The sequence below is a fragment of the Aeromonas sp. 102P genome (assembly GCF_051920345.1).
Taxonomy (GTDB): domain Bacteria; phylum Pseudomonadota; class Gammaproteobacteria; order Enterobacterales; family Aeromonadaceae; genus Aeromonas; species Aeromonas veronii.
In genome coordinates this window covers 616,975-635,421 of the sequence record NZ_JBQBCZ010000001.1, presented here as the reverse complement: position 1 = coordinate 635,421, position 18,447 = coordinate 616,975, and the positions used below count along the sequence as shown (strand labels likewise).

Genomic DNA, 18,447 nt, shown 5'->3' with positions numbered 1-18,447 from the left:
CCTCTGGAGGTTCGATGGCACACATTCTGGTCATAGATGATGAAGCGGCGATCCGTCGCTTTCTGCGGATCAGCCTGATTGCCGAGGGGCATCAGGTGAGTGAGGCGGTGGGGGTCAATGAAGGGCTGGAGCAGTACCGCCATCTCAACCCCGATCTGGTGATCCTCGATCTCGGCCTGCCTGATGGCGATGGTATTCAGGTACTGCAGGCCATTCGCGAACACCACCCCAATCCTGTGCTGGTGTTGTCGGCCCGTGATTCGGAGCAGGAGAAAGTGCGCTTGCTGGATGCCGGTGCCAACGACTACATGAGCAAGCCGTTTGGCATCGGCGAGATGATGGCCCGCATTCGCGTACTCTTGCGCCAGCGGGCTGGCGTCAGCAGTGGCGAGCGGCGCCACTTCCCCCAATGCGGCCTGACGCTGGATATCAGCAGCCACAAGGTGACCATGAAGGAGGAGGAGATCCCCCTCTCCCGCAAGGAGTTCGCCCTGCTGCAGGCGCTGGTGTGCCACCCCGGCAAGCTGGTGATGCAGACCCAGCTGCTCAATGACATCTGGGGGCCGAGCCACAAGGAGGATACCCACTACCTGCGCATCGTCATCGCCAGCCTGCGCAAAAAGCTGGGGGATAACCCCCAGCAACCGACGCTTATCGAGACCGAATCCGGTATTGGCTACCGCTTTGTCGGCAACTGACGTTTCACGTGGAACGACGCCCGCAGCAAATCAGCGCCAACAGACCACAGCCACTCAGCAACAGGCCGAGATCCTGCAATCCGGCCGCCACCGCCAATCCCAAACTGAGCAGCAGGTAGTAGCCAAGCCCGAACAGGGCGCCAGCACTGCCTGCCACCTCGCGATAGGCCAACAGTGCCTGACTCAGCACATTGGGGATAGCCAGCCCATAGGCCACCACGATTCCCATCATGGGCAACAGGAACCAGAGGCTGGACTGACTCGCCCAGACCAGCAGCCCGGCGACCAGCGCCAGAGCGCAAGCCAGTCTGACCAGAGAGAACGGCAGCCACCCCCTCCCCAGCAGATGCTTGTTGAGCAGGCTGCCGAGCAGAGTCGCCAGCGCCAGCAAGATCCCCGAATAGCCAAACTCGCCGGTGCTCAACCCCAACCCAGCAAACAGGAATGGGGCCAGACTGTAGTAGCCAAACAGCATGGTGTTGAACAGGGCGACCAGCATGGCACTGCGCCAGAGCCCGCCATCCTTCATCATCCGGCACGCCAGCGGCCAGAGTGCGACTTTCCGGGTGGTGGCCGGGCGGGTTTCCGGCAGCTGCCAGCAGGCAACCAGCAGCAAGCCTACCGCCAGGACCAGCAGACCGCTGAACACCCCGAGATAGCCGAACCAGCTCGCCAGCTGGCCGCCACTGAGCAACCCCAGCACCGGGCTGAGTGAGAGCGCAATGCCCATCACCGAGAAGACCCGCGCCAGATCGCTGCCCTGATAGCTATCGCGCAGCATGGTCTGGGTCACCACAGATCCCACCGCAGCGCCAAAGGCCGAGATAACCCGGGCCAGCAGCAGGGTTTCAAACTGGTTGGCCAGCAGCGCCAGCAGGGTGCCGACACCATAGGTGAGCAGACCCGCCAGCATGGCGGGACGCCGCCCGATCAGATCGCAGAGCCGCCCCCAGCAGACCACGCCCACCGCAAACGCCAGAAAATAGACCGACAGGGTCTGGGATGCCTGCCCCTCGCTCACCCGAAACTGGGTGGCGATGTGGGTCAGTACCGGGCTGTAGATGGTCTCCACAATTTGGGGAAACATCATCAACCCCACCACCAGCCAGAGCGGTGGCAACTTGTTGTTCATGACAAACCTCCTTCACAAGAGGTCACCAGTCTAGAGAGATTCAGATTGTCTGATTACAATAAGCAGGACTATAAACATCAAAAATCGGACATATGGCCTTTATTCTTCCCGATCACCCTTTTGACCCCGACCAGCTGACGGGCAGCGTGATCGGCATCGCCTCCGCCCTCGGTTGGCACGACTCGGGCCTGCATCAACATCAGCGCCATCAGCTGCTGTTCGCCCAATCCGGCTGCATGACCATGGAGCTGGAAGGTCGGGTCTGCCTGCTGCCGCCCACCCGCGCAGCCTGGCTGCCAGCGGGCACTGCCCACCGGGTACTGATGCGTGGTGTGGTGGCCTACCGCTCACTCTACTTCCAGCCGCACCCCGAGTTGCCCGGCACGGTGGAGGTGCTGGCGGTCAATCCGCTGCTGCACGAACTGATCGAACGGATGGCGCTCTGGCCGTGGGACAAACCGCAAGAGCAGCAGCAACGGACGGTGGCTCTGTTTATGGAGGAGTTGGGGCAGGCGCCGCGGGAGTCGTGGCAGTTGCCGCTGCCGACCGATCCCAGACTGGGCGACTGGCTACAGCAGTTGAAACGGGGAGATACCCTGCCCGATCGACTCAACCGGCTGGCCGAACGGGTAGGTGCCAGTGACAAGACCATTGGCCGCATCTTCATGCGGGAGACCGGCATGAGCTATCAGGCGTGGCGTCAGCAGTGGCGGCTGTTGCGCGCCATGGAGCTGCTGGCAGAAAGCGAGTCCATCAGCCGGATTGCCGCTGCGCTGGAGTTCTCCAGCGACAGCGCCTTTATCAGCTTCTTCAAACAACATACGGGACAGACCCCCCTGCGCTACCTCAACTCTCGGGGTGAGTCGCCACAGCCTGACTCGCCTCCACCACCAGGGTATCCAGCGCCAGCGGCTTGAGATTGTGCAGCGCATCCTGCACCACTGCATGGGATGCCTGTTGCAACTCGCTCTGCACATCCTGCTCCAGCTGGACACTCTCCAGCTCGGGCCGCGGGTTTTCGTTGGCCATCACGTTCAGGCTCAGGGCACTCACAATCAGGGTAGCGATCAGGCTTTTCATCTGGTTTGCTCCGGTATGGTTGAGATGACCAGATAGCTATTCCAATAGTTGTGCCAATCCTCACGCAATTCATAACATTATGATTTTGTTTAAATTAACTATATCTCGATACCAAATTGAGTCGCAAAATGCATCCCGCTCGGTCATTTTTAAACCAACAGTTGGTGCTTTTAACCACGCTTGATTTTTGCACCATGTTCCACGTGGAACGTCCCATCTTTTTGATCGACACCCGCTTTTAAACTGAGCTATGGTGCTACATCTTCGTAACTGACTCTGGATCTGTCACCGAATGGAATTTTCCTTGTTCGGCGAGAAGTTCACTCGCCACGCCGGTATTACCCAACTCATGGATGACCTCAATCAGGGGCTGACCAATCCGGACGCCATCATGCTGGGTGGCGGCAATCCGGCCCCCATCCCCGCGATGCTGGAACGCTTTCAGGCGGAAGCCAAGAGCCTGCTCGACAACGGCGAGCTGGTCAAAGCGATGGCCAACTACGACGGCCCACAGGGCAAAGACAGGTTCACCAAGGCGCTGGCCGCCCTGCTCAGCAAAGAGCTGGGCTGGGATATCTCGGCCCGCAATATCGCCCTGACCAACGGCAGCCAGAATGCCTTCTTCTACCTGTTCAACCTGCTGGCCGGTGAATTTGCCGATGGCCGCAAGAAGAAGGTGCTGTTCCCGCTCGCCCCCGAATACATCGGCTATGCCGACTCGGCGCTGGCGGACGACTACTTCGTGGCCTACAAGCCCACCATCGAGAAGCTGCCCGATGGCCAGTTCAAATACCACGTGGATTTCGAGAGTCTGCAGGTAGGTGACGATATCGGGGTGATCTGCGTCTCCCGCCCAACCAACCCGACCGGCAATGTGCTCACCGACGAAGAGATCGAACATCTCGATCAGATCGCCCGCGACAAGGGGATTCCGCTGCTGATCGACAACGCCTACGGCGTCCCCTTCCCGGGCATCATCTTCAGCGAAGCCAAGCCGTTCTGGAAAGCCAACACCATCCTCTGCATGAGCCTCTCCAAGCTCGGCCTGCCGGGCACCCGCTGCGGCATCGTCATCGCCAACGAGAAGATCATCCAGGCCATCACCAACCTGAGCGGCATCATCAATCTGGCGCCGGGCAGTCTGGGGCCCGCCATCACCATCCCGATGATCGAGAGCGGCGACATAATCACTCTCAGCGAACAGGTGGTGAAACCCTTCTATCAGCAGAAGGCGGAGCTGGCGGTGCAGCTGCTGCGCGAAGCGATCCCCGACCCGCGCTTCCACATTCACAAGCCGGAAGGCGCCCTCTTCCTCTGGCTCTGGTTTGAAGGCTTGCCGATCCACTGTCAGGAGCTGTACGAGCGACTGAAGGTGAAAAACCTGCTGATCGTGCCGGGTCACTACTTCTTCCCCGGCATCGATGACCCCGAGTGGCGCCACAGCCAGGAGTGCATCCGCCTCAACTACTCCCAGAGCGAGGAGCTGGTGCGTCGCGGCATCGCCATTCTGGCCGATGAAATCAACGCCCTCTACGCCGGCTAAGTCAGTCCAGCCAGCCAAAAACAGAAAGGCCTGCAAATGCAGGCCTCTCTTGTTTATCGCTATCAGGTTTGCTTAACCGGGCAGCGCCAGCTGCTCGGGTTTACCGATGGGGATGGCGCGGGGCTTGAGCGCCTCCGGCAGCTCACGAGCCAGATCTATGGTCAGCAGACCATGCTCCAGTTTGGCGCCCTGCACTTCCACGTGCTGGCTCAGCTTGAAGGCAAGCTCGAAGTCGCGCTCGGCAATCCCCTGATGGAGGAACTGACGCTCACCGGCAGCAGCCCCTTTGCGCCCCTTCACCTTGAGGGTGCCGTTTTCGGTCTCCAGCTCCAGCTCTTCGCGCTCGAAGCCAGCCACGGCGACCGTGATGCGATAGCCATCCTGATCGCACTTTTCAATGTTGTACGGGGGGTAAGCGGCGGTCTTCTGCTCGAACAGACCTTCCAGCTCGCGGGCCATCCGCTCGAAGCCGACGGCGTTGGAATAGAGATGAGAAAAATCGAGGTTACGCATAATCCTATCCTTCTAATAAGCAACAGGTTCAACTCTCCACAGGCCCGTCATCGGCACCCGGGAAATTTTAAAATTTCAGTGAATTCAGGCTATCAGCCGTTGATCTCGATCTTGCGCGGCTTCATAGCCTCGGGCACTTCACGCACCAGTTCGATGTGCAGCAAGCCGTTTTTCAGGTCGGCCCCTTTCACCCGCACATAGTCGGCCAGCTGGAAGCGGCGCTCGAAACCACGTTCGGCGATCCCCTGATAGAGATAGTTGCGCCCGGTATCGGCCTGCTTGTTGCCCTTCACCGTCAACAGATTTTCCTGGAAGCTCAGCTCCAGCTCTTCCTGGGTAAAGCCCGCCACCGCCATGCTGATGCGGTAGTCGTTGTCACCCAGCTGCTCGATGTTGTAGGGGGGATAACCGGCATTGCCATTGCTGGCCGCAGATTCGATGAGATTGGCCAGACGATCGAAACCGATGGCAGAACGATAGAGCGGAGAAAAGTCGATAGAGCGCATAGTATTACCCTCTTGTGAGCGATAACGGATGTTTTGCCCTCCTTATGGACGGGCGCCTGGTCGAAACCTCTGTCGAGCGTTCCGGCCTTGTTACCTATATAGGGGCTCACTTTTTCCTTTCAAGGGGATTTTTTCAAATTTTTAAATGGCCGCGCCGACCTGTAGAACATCAACCTGTTGGCCCGATAGTGATGATAATCGACCCGTGGGCCACTGATGACAACTCGCTCCGTCTCCCATAATTGGTTGCATATCCACCAGCCAACATGGAGCCATCCCATGAAGATTACTCAGGTTCGCAACGCCACCTTGCTGCTCGACTATGCCGGCACCCGCTTTCTGATCGACCCCATGCTCTCGGCCAAGGGGGCCTTCCCCGGCTTTGAGGGCACCGCCAACAGCCAGCTGCGCAATCCGCTGGTCGAGCTGCCGCTGCCGATCAATGAGCTGGTCGATGTGGACGCCGTTATCGTCACCCACGACCATCCCGACCACTGGGATGATGCCGCCAGAGCCCTGATCCCCAAACATCTGCCGCTCTTGGTACAACATCAGAAAGATGCTGATGCCATTCGTGCCAGTGGCTTTGAGGATGTGCGCCTGCTGAGCGACCAGCCCGAGTTTGCCGGCATTCGCCTGCAGCAGACCGGTGGCCAGCACGGCAGCGACCAGTTGATGGCGGTACTGGGCGAGCGCATGGGAGAAGTGTGCGGCGTGGTCTTCTCCCACCCCGATGAACAGTGCCTCTATCTGGCCGGTGATACCATCTGGCATCCCCGGGTCAAGCAAGCCCTGCAACAGCATCAACCCGAGGTCATTATCCTCAACTGCGGCGATGCACACGTGCCCGGGCTCGGTTCCATCATCATGGGCAAGGAGGATGTCGCCGCCGTTTATCAGGCCGCACCGCAAGCCACGCTGATCGCCAGCCATATGGAGGCGGTCAACCACGCCGTGCTGTCACGCCAGGAGCTGCGCGACTATCTGGCGGTACGGGGCATGACGGATCGGGTACGGGTGCCAGAAGATGGCGAGGCTCTCTCGCTGTAACTGACTGGGCCATGCCGAACAGCGCGCATGGCCCTTCGGCTTTCACTGCCGAACGCTTATGATGAGAGGTCTGCGCGCAGAGAGGAGTCAACATAATGCCCACCCCGATCGTTGCCGTGGTGACCTTCGATCACTTCAGCCCTTTTCACTGCGCCGTCCCCTGCCTCATCTTCGGCGACATCCTGCCGGGCCAGCCACTGTTCGAGCTCAAGATCTGCTGCGGCGATGGCAACCGCCACGCACACTCGGCACAAGGCTTCACCATTCAGGCGCCCCATGGGCTGGAGGTGCTGGCCGAGGCGGAGATCATCGTCATTCCCTTCTGGCACGACCCGGCAGCCCGACCACCCGCACCGCTGCTCGATGCCCTGATTGCCGCCAGAGCCAGAGGTGCCAGGCTGGTCGGGCTCTGTCTTGGCACCTATGTGCTCGCCTACGCCGGACTACTTAATGGTCGCAAAGCATCGACCCACTGGGAGTACGAACAGGATTTCTGCCGCCGCTTTCCCTGCGTGCAGCTCGATACCAACGCCCTCTATGTGGATGACGATGGGCTGGTCACCTCGGCAGGCACTGCCGCCGGGTTGGACTGCTGCCTCTATCTGGTACGCCAGTACCACGGCTCGGCCATCGCCAACAAGGTGGCGCGGCGGCTGGTGATCCCGCCTCACCGGGAAGGGGGCCAAGCCCAGTTTATCGAACAGCCGGTGCCCGCCTCCACTCGCGATGTCAGGATGAACCAGTTGCTCGATCACCTGCGTGCCCATCTGGCCGAACCCCACACCCTGGATTCTCTGGCGGCCCACACCCTGATGAGCCGCCGCACCTTTACCCGCCGTTTTCATCAGGCTACCGGCCTCTCGGTGGGTGGATGGCTGCTGGCGGAGCGGCTCAGGCGCAGTCAGGAGTTACTGGAAGTGAGCGGTCATTCCATCGATCGCATCGCCGAGCTGGTCGGCTTCAAGAGTGCCACCTCTCTGCGCAACCACTTCCGCGCCCGCTTTGCCATCTCCCCCAGCGAGTGGCGACGATCTTTTCGTGGCAACAATGTCTGATGACATCCTCTATACCCGCTCACTCCGCTATGGCAGGCTAACCAGAAATCCCGAGGAGTCATCCCATGTCCCGTTCCGAACGCCTGCTGACCCTGCTCCAGCTACTGCGCGGCCACCGTTACGCCATCACTGGCGCGGAACTGGCCAGCCAGCTTGGCATCAGCCTGCGCACCCTCTATCGGGATATCGCCACCCTGCAGGCGCAAGGTGCCCATATCGAGGGCGAACCGGGGATCGGCTATGTGTTGCGTCCCGGCTTCATGCTGCCGCCATTGATGTTCAGCGAGGAGGAGCTGGATGCGCTGGTACTGGGGTCACGTTGGGTCGTCGCCCACGGTGATGGAGCCTTGAGTGCATCGGCCAGCAGTGCGCTGGCCAAGATAGAAGCCGTGCTGCCCGCCGGCTATCGCCAGCAGCTCCAGAGCAATGCCCTGCTGATCGGCACCTCCCGCGACGACAGCCTCACCGATGAAGCCCCGCTGCGCAGCGCCATCCGCCAGCAACGCAAGGTGACCCTGAGTTATCGTGACTTCAAGGATGAGGCCTCAGAGCGTACCATCTGGCCCTTTGCCCTCGGCTACTTCGAGCAGGTGCGGGTACTGGTGGCCTGGTGTGAACTGCGTCAGAGCTTTCGCCACTTTCGGGTCGATCGCATCACCCGGATGCAGCCGCAAGATTGCCGCTATCCAAAAAGCAGAGAGAGCCTGCTGAAGGAGTGGCGCGCCACCCAGCAGATCCCGCAGCCGAAATTCATTGCTGACAGAAACTGACAGCAGGTAGGCGCCATGCTGACGAGGTCGGCGCCGATGCGCCATCTCATCAGCAAGGAGCATCACCATGTTAGTCCCCAGTTCACCATCCTCTACGTTACCAATCCGACCCGCAGCGCGCTCTTCTACCGCGAGTTGTTCGGGCGTGAACCGGTGGAGGAGTCACCTACCTTTGCCATGTTCGTGTTCGAATCGGGCGCCAGACTGGCACTCTGGTCCAGCGCCACAGTTGAACCTGCCGTGACCCAAACGGCCGGAGCGATGGAGCTGGCCTTCGCCCTCCCGGATGATGATGCCGTCGATCGCCTGTCTGCCGAGTGGCTGGCGCGCGGGCTCACCCTGATCCAAGCGCCGACCAAGATGGAGTTTGGCTACACCTGCATGGCCCTCGATCCGGATGGCCATCGTCTGCGCCTCTACTGCCTAGCACCAGAACTGGGCTGAGTTAGAACCATCAACACCAAGCTGTTTCATGTTTCACGTGGAACGTGCAACTTCTTCCGCCCAAAAACAAAAAGCCGCTCACAGGGAGCGGCTTTTGTATATCGAGCTGACAGCATCGATTAGACGTCGAGGTTGGCTACGCGCAGGGCGTTGGTCTCGATAAAGTCGCGACGGGGCTCAACGGCATCACCCATCAGGGTGGAGAAGAGCTGGTCAGCGCCGACGGCGTCGTCGATGGTGACGCGCAGCATGCGGCGGGCTTCCGGATCCATGGTGGTTTCCCACAGCTGGTCCGGGTTCATCTCACCCAGCCCTTTATAGCGCTGGATGTAGATGCCGCGCTTGCCTTCGCCCATCAGCCACTCGACGGCTTCCACGAAGTTGGCAACCGGTTTGACCTTCTCGCCACGCTTGATGAAACCACCTTCCTCGATCAGGTTGGCGATCTCCTTGCCCAGCGAAACCAACTGACGGTACTCACCGGACTGCAGGAAGTCGTAGCTGAGCGGATATTCGCGATCGACACCGTGCTGACGTACCACGGCGTGCGGCACGTACAGGCTGCGCTCTTCGTCACGACGAACCTGGATCTGGTACTGGATACCGTGGTTGCTCTCGTTGAGCACGGCTTCCATCCCCTGACACCAGGCCAGCAGATCGCTCTCGCTGTTCAGCAGCGCTTCGTTCAACTCCGGCTGATAGATCAGCTGGGTCAGTACCGCTTCCGGCGCACGACGAGACATGCGGGTGATCAGGTGAGTCACCGAGCGGTGCTGGTTGACCAGGCGCTCCAGTGCCTCGCCACCGATAGCCGGGGCAGACTCGTTAACGTGCAGAGTGGCACCATCCAGCGCCATGGCGGTCTGGTACTGCAGCAGCGCGTCTTCGTCTTTCAGATACTGCTCCTGCTTGCCCTTCTTCACTTTGTAGAGCGGCGGCTGGGCGATGTAGACGTAGCCACGTTCGATGATTTCCGGCATCTGACGATAGAAGAAGGTCAGCAGCAGGGTTCGGATGTGCGCACCATCGACGTCCGCATCGGTCATGATGATGATGTTGTGATAACGCAGCTTGTCCGGGTTGTACTCGTCGCGACCGATACCGCAACCCAGTGCGGTGATCAGGGTGCCCACCTCTTGCGAGGAGATCATCTTGTCGAAACGGGCCTTCTCTACGTTCAGGATTTTACCCTTGAGCGGCAGGATGGCCTGGTTTTTACGGTTGCGACCCTGCTTGGCGGAACCGCCAGCAGAGTCCCCTTCCACTATGTAGAGTTCGGAGAGAGCCGGGTCTTTTTCCTGACAGTCAGCCAGCTTGCCGGGCAGACCGGCGATATCCAGCGCGCCTTTGCGGCGGGTCAGTTCGCGGGCTTTGCGGGCCGCTTCACGGGCACGGGCCGCATCGATGATCTTGTTGACCACGATCTTGGCATCGCCCGGGTTTTCCAGCAGGAAGTCCGCCAGCTTCTCACCCATCGCCTGTTCAACGGCGGTCTTCACTTCGGAAGAGACCAGCTTGTCTTTGGTCTGGGATGAGAACTTGGGATCCGGCACCTTGACGGAGATAACGGCTATCAGACCTTCACGCACGTCGTCGCCACTGGCGGCAGACTTGGCCTTCTTGCTGTAGTCCTCTTTGTCCATATAGGAGTTCAGAGTACGGGTCAGCGCGGTACGGAAGCCAACGAGGTGAGTACCACCATCCCGCTGCGGGATGTTGTTGGTGAAGCAGTAGACCCCTTCCTGATAGGCGTCGTTCCACTGCATCGCCACTTCCACGCCGATACCATCCTGCTCGGTGGTGAAATGGAACACCTTCGGGTGGATCGGGGTCTTGTTCTGGTTCAGGTACTCAACGAATGCCTTGATGCCACCCTCGTAGCAGAAATGCGCCTCGCGGCCATCACGCTCGTCTTGCAGACGGATGGAGACACCGGAGTTGAGGAAGGAAAGCTCACGCAGGCGCTTGGCCAGGATCTCGTAGTGGAACAGGGTATCGCTGAAAATGGCCGGGCTCGGCCAGAAGCGAACTTCGGTCCCGGTACCGGTGCTGTCGCCAATCTGCTTGAGCGGCGCTTGCGGCTCACCCAGATGATAGGTCTGCTCGTAGACGTGGCCGTTACGACGAATAGTCAGCAACAGCTTGTCAGAGAGGGCGTTAACTACCGAGACACCCACGCCGTGCAGGCCGCCGGATACCTTGTAGGAGTTGTCATCAAACTTACCGCCAGCGTGCAGCACGGTCATGATGACCTCTGCGGCTGAGCGGCCCTCCTCCTCGTGCATGTCTACCGGGATACCCCGGCCATTGTCACGCACAGAGACAGAACCGTCGGAATGGATCTTGACCAGAATATCGGAGCAGTAGCCAGCGAGCGCCTCGTCAATGGAGTTATCGACGACCTCGAACACCATGTGGTGCAGACCCGAGCCATCATCCGTATCGCCGATATACATCCCCGGGCGCTTGCGGACCGCATCCAGGCCCTTCAGCACCTTGATATTCGAGGAGTCGTAAGTATTTTCACTCATAGCTTACTCTCTGCCTTCTCTAACGTTTCGGAGATTTTACCCTGTTCCACGTGGAACAACTTACAGTCATTCGCATCCATCATGTCTGCGAGCTGACCGGTGTCGATGGCGGTGATAAACACCTGGGACGCACACTGCTTCAGCCTTGCGGCCAGCAAGCGGCGCTTGTCGACATCCAGTTCAGAGGCAAAATCGTCAATTAAAAAAATACAGCCACGGCTGCTATGTTGATTCAAATAGAGCCCTTGGGCCAGTCGCATGGCGCAGACCAGCAACTTCAGCTGACCCCGGGACAAAATATCCTGAGCGGGCACCCCGTTCGCCTTGAGGCGCACATCGGCTTTTTGTGGACCGACACCGGTATAGCCCAGCGCCCGATCCCGCTCAAACCCCGCCTCCAGCAGATCGCCGAGGGGAGTGTCTTTCTCCCAGCCCCGGTAAAAGCCGAGACTGATATCGAATTCCGGCAGAAAATCCGCCGTCATCTCCTTGATCAGGGGCGTAATGGCCTGACAATAACTGGCGCGAAACTCGGCCAGCTCACCACCCAGCCGCACCAGCTCCTGATCCCAGAACGCCAGCTGGCGGTACTGGGTACTCTGGCGCAGCAGCGCATTGCGCTGTTTCAGCAGCCGCCGCACTCGTCCCCACAGGGCAAAGAAGGTCGGCTCCTGATGGAAGACTCCCCAATCGAGCCAGGCGCGGCGAGCCTGGGGCCCGCCCGTCAGCAAGTTGAAACCATCGGGATGGATCAACTGCACCGGCAACAGCTCCGCCAAATCGGCCAGCCGCTGGGCCTGCGCCCCGGCAATCTTGAGCTGGGTCTCGCCACTCTTGTCTTTGGCAAGACCGATCGGTACCTGACGTCCCTCCAGTTCACACTGGGCAAACAGGGTAAAGGCCCTCTCCCCCTGGCGGATTACCCGCCCGGTCAAATGAGTGCGAAAGGAGCGCCCCAGACCAAGGTAGTGAATGGCTTCCAGCACGCTGGTCTTGCCGCTGCCATTGCACCCGACCAGAATGTTGAGGCCGGGCGACAGCTTGAGGCTGGCTTGCTGGATATTGCGAAAGTCGCTGAGCTGGAGTTTGACCAGGGACACGACTAGATCCGCATCGGCATCACCACGTACTGAGCATCTTGATGTTCAAAATCCTCAATAATGGCACTGCTGATGGAATCGCTCAGGCTAATCCGAATTTGGTCACATTTTAACGTATTCAGCACGTCGAGCACATAAGAGACGTTAAAGCCGATCTCCATCTCGCCAGCGGCATATTGTACGTCAAGCAGCTCTTCGGCTTCTTCCTGTTCCGGGTTGTTCGCGGTGATGCGCAGCAGGTTTTCCTGCAGATTGAGACGCACCCCACGGAATTTCTCGTTGGAGAGGATGGCGGCGCGGGCAAACGCCTGACGCAGATCCTCACGGCCGGCGATGAGCGCCTTGTCGCTGTTGCGCGGAATGACGCGGCGCCAGTCCGGGAAGCGGCCATCAACCAGCTTGGAGGTGAAGATGAAGCCGTCCAGCGCAGCACGCAGGTTGCTGCGACCGATCTGCAGACGTACCGGCTTGTCTTCCGCTTCCAGCAGACGCACCAGCTCCAGTACCCCTTTGCGCGGCAGGATAACTTGATGATCGGGCAGCGATTCCCCTACTACCTCGCGGCGGCAGGTGGCCAGACGGTGACCGTCGGTCGCTACGGTACGCAGACCGTGACCTTCGCTCTCGAACAGCATGCCGTTCAGGTAGTAACGCACGTCCTGGCTGGCCATGGAGAACTGGGTCGCATCGATCAGCTTCTTCAGCTCCAGCTGGCTGATATCGAACTCGAGCACGGATTCCCAATCCTCGATGTTCGGATACTCGGTCGCCGGCAGGGTCGAGAGGTTGAAGCGGGAACGACCGGAGCGGATGATCAGGCGCTCGCCTTCGGTATTGAGACGGATCTCGGCGCCTTCCGGCAAACCACGGCAGATATCCAGCAGCTTGCGCGCCGGTACTGTGGTGCGGCCATCTTCGCTGGCCCCGTTCAGATAGACCTGACCGATCATCTCTACTTCGAGATCGGTACCGGTCAGTGACAACAGACCGTTGCTGACATCAAGCAGCACGTTGCCGAGGATCGGCAGGGTCGGTCGGCCGCCGAGGGCGCCGGACACCAGTTGCAGAGGACGTAACAGGGCCTCACGGCTAATTTCGAGCTGCATCTGTGCTCTCCGTTGTGATTAGGAGGAAAAGATTCGGATCAGGTTGGAATATTCGCGCTGCATCTGTCCACTCGATTCCGTTATCAGGAAGAAAGGGTACGGATCAGGTTGGAATAGTCCTCCTTGATGTCGTGACTCTCCTCCTTCAGCTGCTCGATCTTGCGGCAGGCATGAAGAACGGTAGTGTGGTCACGGCCACCAAAGGCATCACCTATCTCCGGCAAACTGTGGTTGGTCAGCTCCTTGGCCAGTGCCATCGCCAGCTGGCGCGGACGGGCAACGGAGCGGGAACGACGCTTGGAGAGCAGATCCGCCAGCTTGATCTTGTAGTACTCCGCCACCGTCTTCTGGATATTGTCGATGGTGACCAGCTTCTCCTGCAGTGCCAACAGGTCGCGCAGCGCTTCGCGCACGAAATCGATGTTGATGGCACGGCCGGTGAAGTTGGCGTTGGCGATCACCCGGTTGAGGGCACCTTCCAATTCACGGACGTTGGATCGCAGACGTTTGGCAATGAAGAAGGCCACTTCGTCCGGCAGATGGATCTGGTTCTCGTCTGCCTTGCGCATCAGGATCGCGACGCGGGTCTCCAGCTCCGGCGGTTCGATCGCCACGGTCAGGCCCCAGCCGAAGCGGGACTTGAGGCGATCCTCGACACCGTTGATCTCCTTCGGATAGCGATCCGAGGTCAAGATGATCTGCTGGTTACCTTCCAGCAAGGCATTGAAGGTATGGAAGAACTCCTCCTGGGAGCGCTCCTTGTTGGCGAAGAACTGGATGTCATCGATGAGCAGGGCATCGACGCTGCGGTAGTAACGCTTGAACTCTTCAATGGCGTTGTTTTGCAGCGCTTTCACCATGTCCTGAACAAACCGCTCGGAGTGCATATAGATGACTTTGGCATCTTTTTTACTCTCCTTGATGGCATTGCCAACGGCGTGCAGCAGGTGGGTTTTACCCAGGCCGGTGCCGCCATAGAGGAACAACGGGTTGTAAGCACCACCCGGATTGTCCGCTACCTGACGGGCAGCCGCACGCGCCAACTGGTTGGACTTACCCTCGACGAAATTCTCGAAGGTATAGTTCACGTTGGTGTTGCTCTTGTGGTTCGGCTCGGGCTTGGCTTCAGCCTTGCTTTCCCAGCTCTTCTGCAAGTTATTCACAGGCGCGGCACCCTGTACCGGCGCTCTGGCGACAGCAACAGGATGGGGACGATTACCTATATCAAAACGCAGGGCGGGGCCGTCGACCCCGCAGAGTTCGTTGATGATGCCGTTAACCCGGATGAGATACTTGTCTCGTACCCAGTCCAGAACAAAGCGATTCGGTGCATACAGGGTCAGAGTATTGTCACTCAACTCCGCTTGAAGCGGCCGGATCCACATGCTGAATTCTGCCGAGGGCAACTCATCTTGCAGCCGGTTAAGGCACTGCTGCCATAGCGAAGCAGTCACTCTAAACTCCTGTCGATTGATTAACTAAAGACCGGCTATTCTACGTTTTTAGCCGCCGGATCTCCAGCCATCGCCCGGTGGATCCAGCAAATAAGATCCTTGACTTTCAAGGATCCAGCGCCTTTGGATCGGATTTCATCCCCAAAGTTACCCACAGCTTGATCCACCGTCCGGATTGGTCGATCCCGTGCTTCTCTCCTGTTATTTCATATAACCAAATGTCATTTATTTTTTAAATTTTATTCCAATAACATCAGGGCCAAACCAGTTATTACAACTACAAATACAAGACATTGAGAGAGAGAAACACCATGAAAACATCCATCAAACTGATTTCCGGCGCAGCCATCCTGCTCGCCACCCTGTCCGGTCAGGCCATCGCCCAGGAGACCATCAAGGTCGGCATGTCTGGCAAATATTTCCCGTTCACCTTCGTCAAGCAGGACAAGCTGCAAGGGTTTGAAGTGGATATGTGGAACCAGATCGGCGAGCGCACCGGCTACAAGGTCGAATTCGTGACCGCCAGCTTCTCCGGCCTGTTCGGCATGCTGGAAACCGGCCGCATCGACACCATCTCCAACCAGATCACTATCACCGACGAGCGCAAGGCGAAGTACGACTTCTCCCAGCCTTACGTCTATGACGGCGCCCAGATTGTGGTACGCAAGGGCAACAGCACCATCCACGGCATCAAGGATCTGGAAGGCAAGAAGGTGGCAGTGAACCTGGGTTCCAACTTCGAAGAGCTGCTGCGCAAGAACGACCCGAACAAGAAGATCGACATCCGCACCTATGACTCCGCCTTCGAGCAGGATGTCGCCCTGGGTCGCATCGATGCCTTCGTGATGGACCGCGTCTCCACCGCCCAGCTGATCAAAGAGTCCAAGCTGCCGCTGCAACAGGCTGGCGCACCGTTCGAGACTATCGAGAACGCCCTGCCCTTCCTGAAGACCCCGGAGAAACAGGCGCTGCTGAAGAAGGTCGACGAGGCCCTGACCGCCATGCGCAAGGATGGCTCCCTGCGTCAGATCTCCGAGAAATGGTTCGCTTCCGACATCACCGACAAATAAATGATGGAATTTGACCTCGAATACACGCTGGGGCTGTTTCCCATCCTGCTCAAATACCTGGGCACCACGATGGAAATGGCCCTGTGGGGATTCGTGCTGGCACTCGTATTCTCGCTGGCCCTGGCGATAGTACGGGTGTTTCGCGTCCCTGCGATTCACTGGCTGGCGATGCTCTATATCTCGTTCTTTCGGGGTACACCGCTACTCGTTCAGCTGTTCCTGCTCTACTACGGACTGCCGCAGCTGTTCCCGATCTTCGTGGGGATGGATGCCTTTACCGCCGCCATCGTCGGTCTAACCCTGCACTTCGCCGCCTACATGGCCGAGTCGATCCGCGCAGCCATCCTCGGCATTCACAAAAGCCAGATGGAAGCGGCGCTCAGTATCGGCATGAGCCGTTATCAGGCGATGCAGCGGATCATCCTGCCGCAGGCGGCCCGTATCGCCACCCCGTCGCTGATGAACTACTTCATCGACATGATCAAGAGTACCTCGCTGGCATTCACGCTGGGGGTGGCCGAGATCATGGGCAAGGCGCAAATGGAAGCCTCCTCCTCCTTCAAGTTCTTCGAGAGCTTTATGGCGGTGGCGCTGATCTACTGGGTAGTGGTGATCTTCTTTACCCGCTTGCAGCATCTGCTGGAAATTCGTCTCAACCGTGCCTATTAAAGGAGGGCTCTCATGATCAAGCTAACCGGCCTCTCCAAGGCATATCACGGCAATCAGGTGCTCAACGGCATCGATCTGGAGGTCAAAAAGGGGGAAATTGTCGTCATTATCGGTCCCTCCGGCACCGGCAAGTCGACCCTGTTGCGCTGCCTGAACCTGCTGGAGACCCCGGATGCGGGCACCCTTGCCATCGACGATCTTGAGCTGAATCTGGCCAAGGCCAGCGAACAGCAGGCGATCGAGCTGCGCAAACGGGCCTCCTTCGTGTTCCAGAACTACGCCCTGTTTGCCAACAAGACGGCGCTCGACAACATCGCCGAAGGGCTGATCACCGTCTGGAAGCAGCCAAAAGCGGAGGCCCGCGCCACAGCGCTCGGCATCCTCAAGGACATTGGCCTCGCCGACAAGCAGGATGCCTATCCGGCCTCCCTCTCCGGTGGCCAACAACAACGGGTCGGCATTGGCCGCGCCATGGCGGCCCACTCCAAGGTGATCCTGTTTGACGAGCCCACCTCGGCCCTCGATCCCGAGTGGGTCGACGAGGTTTTGGGGCTGATGAAAGAGTTGGCCCGCCAGCACCAGACCATGGTGGTGGTGACTCATGAGATTGAATTTGCTCGTGATGTTGCCGATCGGGTGATCTTCATGGAAGGGGGGCGGATCGTCGAGCAGGCCCCGCCGGATCAGATATTGGTCGATCCCAAGGATCCCCGTACCCGGGAGTTCTTGCGGAAAGTCCTTAAATAGCTCTCTCTTTGGCGGCCTGGCCGCCTTTTTTATTGAGGGATCCCTTGTTTAACACCGGGTTGCCAGTATAATCCGGAGCCCTTGATCCTCTGGATCCTCACGCTCGGCAGTGGCCTTTTCAAGGCCATGGCAGGATGAGAGGGAACGGCGGATTGACTAAAAGCCGAACTCTGTTTAGAATTCGGCCTCTTTTGCTAGTCGTCACACGCTATAGCTGGCGCGTCGGCTAAGTGTGACAATCAAAACTGTACAGAAATACGGAATCGAATCATGAAACGTACTTTTCAACCGTCCAACCTGAAGCGCAAGCGCTCTCACGGTTTCCGCGCCCGCATGGCAACTGCCAACGGTCGTAAAGTTCTGGCCGCTCGTCGTGCCAAGGGTCGTGCCCGCCTGGTAGTCTAATGCCTACCCAGCACACCTTCTCTCGGGAGTTACGTCTGTTAACTCCCGAACACTTCAAACGCGTTTTCGCCGAGCCTGTCCGGGCCGCCTCTCCGCAGATTACCCTTCTCGCTTCTCCCAATTCGCTCGAACACCCTCGTCTTGGTCTCGCTGTGCCCAAAAAAGCACTCAAGCGTGCCGTTTGGCGTAATCGTGTCAAACGGGTGGTTCGGGAAAGTTTCCGCCTCAAACAACATCAGCTGCCCGCTATCGACATCGTGGTGATCGCCAAGGCCGGTGTGAAAGAGATGGATAACGAGGAACTGTTCAAGTTACTGGAAAAGCTATGGCGCACCCTGTCACGCCGTTGCAATGGGTAGCTATCAAACTGATACGCCTGTATCAGCTAATCATTAGCCCTCTGCTCGGGCCGCGCTGCCGTTTTACCCCAACTTGTTCCCAATTTGCGATAGAAGCCATCCGACTTCACGGTTTCATAAAAGGCGTTTGGTTAGCCAGCAAACGTCTATTAAAATGCCATCCCTTATCCGAGGGTGGTTATGACCCGGTTCCGCAACCAAAGCGAAGAAACTGA

At 58.7% G+C, this 18,447-nt stretch carries 21 protein-coding genes; 13 read left to right on the top strand and 8 right to left on the bottom strand.

Annotated elements, in window-relative coordinates; all coding sequences use genetic code 11:
- The first annotated feature begins 14 nt into the window (after positions 1–14).
- Entirely contained in the window at positions 15–698 is a 684-nt protein-coding gene (locus tag ACTG1K_RS03055) for a response regulator (protein ID WP_042022976.1), read from the top strand.
- Between the two features lie 4 nt (positions 699–702).
- Here ACTG1K_RS03055 and ACTG1K_RS03050 read toward each other — a convergent pair whose 3' ends face one another.
- A complete protein-coding gene (locus ACTG1K_RS03050; protein ID WP_440004799.1) occupies positions 703–1,830 on the bottom strand; it encodes a multidrug effflux MFS transporter in 1,128 nt (375 codons plus the stop codon).
- A gap of 92 nt (positions 1,831–1,922) precedes the next feature.
- On the opposite strand from ACTG1K_RS03050, the gene ACTG1K_RS03045 reads away from it, so the two are divergent.
- A complete protein-coding gene (locus ACTG1K_RS03045) occupies positions 1,923–2,747 on the top strand; it encodes an AraC family transcriptional regulator (protein WP_440004798.1) in 825 nt (274 codons plus the stop codon).
- On the opposite strand, the gene ACTG1K_RS03040 is transcribed toward ACTG1K_RS03045, so the two are convergent.
- Positions 2,677–2,910, bottom strand: coding sequence for a hypothetical protein (locus ACTG1K_RS03040; RefSeq protein WP_005355777.1), 234 nt, complete (start codon positions 2,908–2,910; stop codon positions 2,677–2,679). The genes ACTG1K_RS03045 and ACTG1K_RS03040 overlap by 71 nt on opposite strands.
- Before the next feature lie 292 nt (positions 2,911–3,202).
- Here ACTG1K_RS03040 and ACTG1K_RS03035 point away from each other — a divergent pair, with 292 nt between their 5' ends.
- On the top strand, positions 3,203–4,453 hold the full coding sequence (locus ACTG1K_RS03035) for a valine--pyruvate transaminase (RefSeq protein ID WP_440004797.1): 1,251 nt from the start codon (positions 3,203–3,205) through the stop codon (positions 4,451–4,453).
- Between the two features lie 72 nt (positions 4,454–4,525).
- On the opposite strand, the gene ACTG1K_RS03030 is transcribed toward ACTG1K_RS03035, so the two are convergent.
- Together ACTG1K_RS03030 and ACTG1K_RS03025 are read right to left on the bottom strand one after the other, a co-directional pair.
- Entirely contained in the window at positions 4,526–4,966 is a 441-nt protein-coding gene (locus ACTG1K_RS03030) for an Hsp20 family protein (protein WP_236294203.1), read from the bottom strand.
- 92 nt (positions 4,967–5,058) lie between these two features.
- Positions 5,059–5,472 carry an Hsp20 family protein gene (locus ACTG1K_RS03025; protein WP_005339298.1) on the bottom strand — a complete coding sequence of 138 codons (414 nt, stop codon included), beginning with the start codon at positions 5,470–5,472 and terminating at the stop codon, positions 5,059–5,061.
- A 279-nt stretch (positions 5,473–5,751) separates the two neighbouring features.
- On the opposite strand from ACTG1K_RS03025, the gene ACTG1K_RS03020 reads away from it, so the two are divergent.
- The 4 genes from ACTG1K_RS03020 (at position 5,752) to ACTG1K_RS03005 (ending at position 8,791) form a co-directional block, all read left to right on the top strand.
- Positions 5,752–6,522: an MBL fold metallo-hydrolase gene (locus ACTG1K_RS03020; RefSeq protein WP_151286427.1), complete on the top strand. Its 771-nt coding sequence runs from the start codon at positions 5,752–5,754 to the stop codon at positions 6,520–6,522.
- 95 nt (positions 6,523–6,617) lie between these two features.
- Positions 6,618–7,577, top strand: a complete 960-nt coding sequence (locus tag ACTG1K_RS03015) for a helix-turn-helix domain-containing protein (RefSeq protein WP_421275083.1) — start codon at positions 6,618–6,620, stop codon at positions 7,575–7,577.
- A gap of 65 nt (positions 7,578–7,642) precedes the next feature.
- Entirely contained in the window at positions 7,643–8,347 is a 705-nt protein-coding gene (locus ACTG1K_RS03010) for a helix-turn-helix transcriptional regulator (protein ID WP_201954376.1), read from the top strand.
- A gap of 15 nt (positions 8,348–8,362) precedes the next feature.
- A complete protein-coding gene (locus ACTG1K_RS03005) occupies positions 8,363–8,791 on the top strand; it encodes a VOC family protein (protein WP_440004796.1) in 429 nt (142 codons plus the stop codon).
- Positions 8,792–8,910: 119 nt separating this feature from the next.
- Here the strand turns inward: ACTG1K_RS03005 and gyrB are convergent, their stop codons facing one another.
- The 4 genes from gyrB to dnaA all read right to left on the bottom strand — a co-directional run bounded on the left by gyrB (position 8,911) and on the right by dnaA (position 14,982).
- Positions 8,911–11,322: a DNA topoisomerase (ATP-hydrolyzing) subunit B gene (gene gyrB / locus ACTG1K_RS03000; protein ID WP_005357188.1), complete on the bottom strand. Its 2,412-nt coding sequence runs from the start codon at positions 11,320–11,322 to the stop codon at positions 8,911–8,913.
- Positions 11,319–12,422 carry a DNA replication/repair protein RecF gene (gene recF, locus ACTG1K_RS02995; RefSeq protein WP_005339305.1) on the bottom strand — a complete coding sequence of 368 codons (1,104 nt, stop codon included), beginning with the start codon at positions 12,420–12,422 and terminating at the stop codon, positions 11,319–11,321. The genes gyrB and recF overlap by 4 nt, the downstream gene beginning before the upstream one ends.
- Positions 12,423–12,424: 2 nt before the next feature.
- Positions 12,425–13,528: a DNA polymerase III subunit beta gene (gene dnaN / locus ACTG1K_RS02990; protein ID WP_005339306.1), complete on the bottom strand. Its 1,104-nt coding sequence runs from the start codon at positions 13,526–13,528 to the stop codon at positions 12,425–12,427.
- Positions 13,529–13,611: 83 nt separating this feature from the next.
- On the bottom strand, positions 13,612–14,982 hold the full coding sequence (gene dnaA, locus ACTG1K_RS02985) for a chromosomal replication initiator protein DnaA (protein WP_005339307.1): 1,371 nt from the start codon (positions 14,980–14,982) through the stop codon (positions 13,612–13,614).
- A 311-nt stretch (positions 14,983–15,293) separates the two neighbouring features.
- Here dnaA and ACTG1K_RS02980 point away from each other — a divergent pair, with 311 nt between their 5' ends.
- The 6 genes from ACTG1K_RS02980 to yidD all read left to right on the top strand — a co-directional run bounded on the left by ACTG1K_RS02980 (position 15,294) and on the right by yidD (position 18,447).
- A complete protein-coding gene (locus ACTG1K_RS02980; RefSeq protein ID WP_005339308.1) occupies positions 15,294–16,052 on the top strand; it encodes an amino acid ABC transporter substrate-binding protein in 759 nt (252 codons plus the stop codon).
- Positions 16,053–16,721 (top strand): amino acid ABC transporter permease, encoded by a 669-nt coding sequence (locus tag ACTG1K_RS02975; RefSeq protein ID WP_376889753.1) that lies wholly within the window; start codon positions 16,053–16,055, stop codon positions 16,719–16,721.
- A 12-nt stretch (positions 16,722–16,733) separates the two neighbouring features.
- Positions 16,734–17,468 carry an amino acid ABC transporter ATP-binding protein gene (locus tag ACTG1K_RS02970; protein ID WP_439996887.1) on the top strand — a complete coding sequence of 245 codons (735 nt, stop codon included), beginning with the start codon at positions 16,734–16,736 and terminating at the stop codon, positions 17,466–17,468.
- Positions 17,469–17,738: 270 nt separating this feature from the next.
- Positions 17,739–17,873 carry a 50S ribosomal protein L34 gene (rpmH, locus tag ACTG1K_RS02965; protein ID WP_005307156.1) on the top strand — a complete coding sequence of 45 codons (135 nt, stop codon included), beginning with the start codon at positions 17,739–17,741 and terminating at the stop codon, positions 17,871–17,873.
- Complete coding sequence (gene rnpA / locus ACTG1K_RS02960) at positions 17,873–18,232, top strand: ribonuclease P protein component (protein WP_005342318.1); 360 nt, start codon at positions 17,873–17,875, stop codon at positions 18,230–18,232. Before rpmH ends, rnpA begins: the two co-directional genes overlap by 1 nt.
- Positions 18,199–18,447 (top strand): membrane protein insertion efficiency factor YidD, encoded by a 249-nt coding sequence (yidD, locus tag ACTG1K_RS02955; protein WP_075116235.1) that lies wholly within the window; start codon positions 18,199–18,201, stop codon positions 18,445–18,447. Before rnpA ends, yidD begins: the two co-directional genes overlap by 34 nt.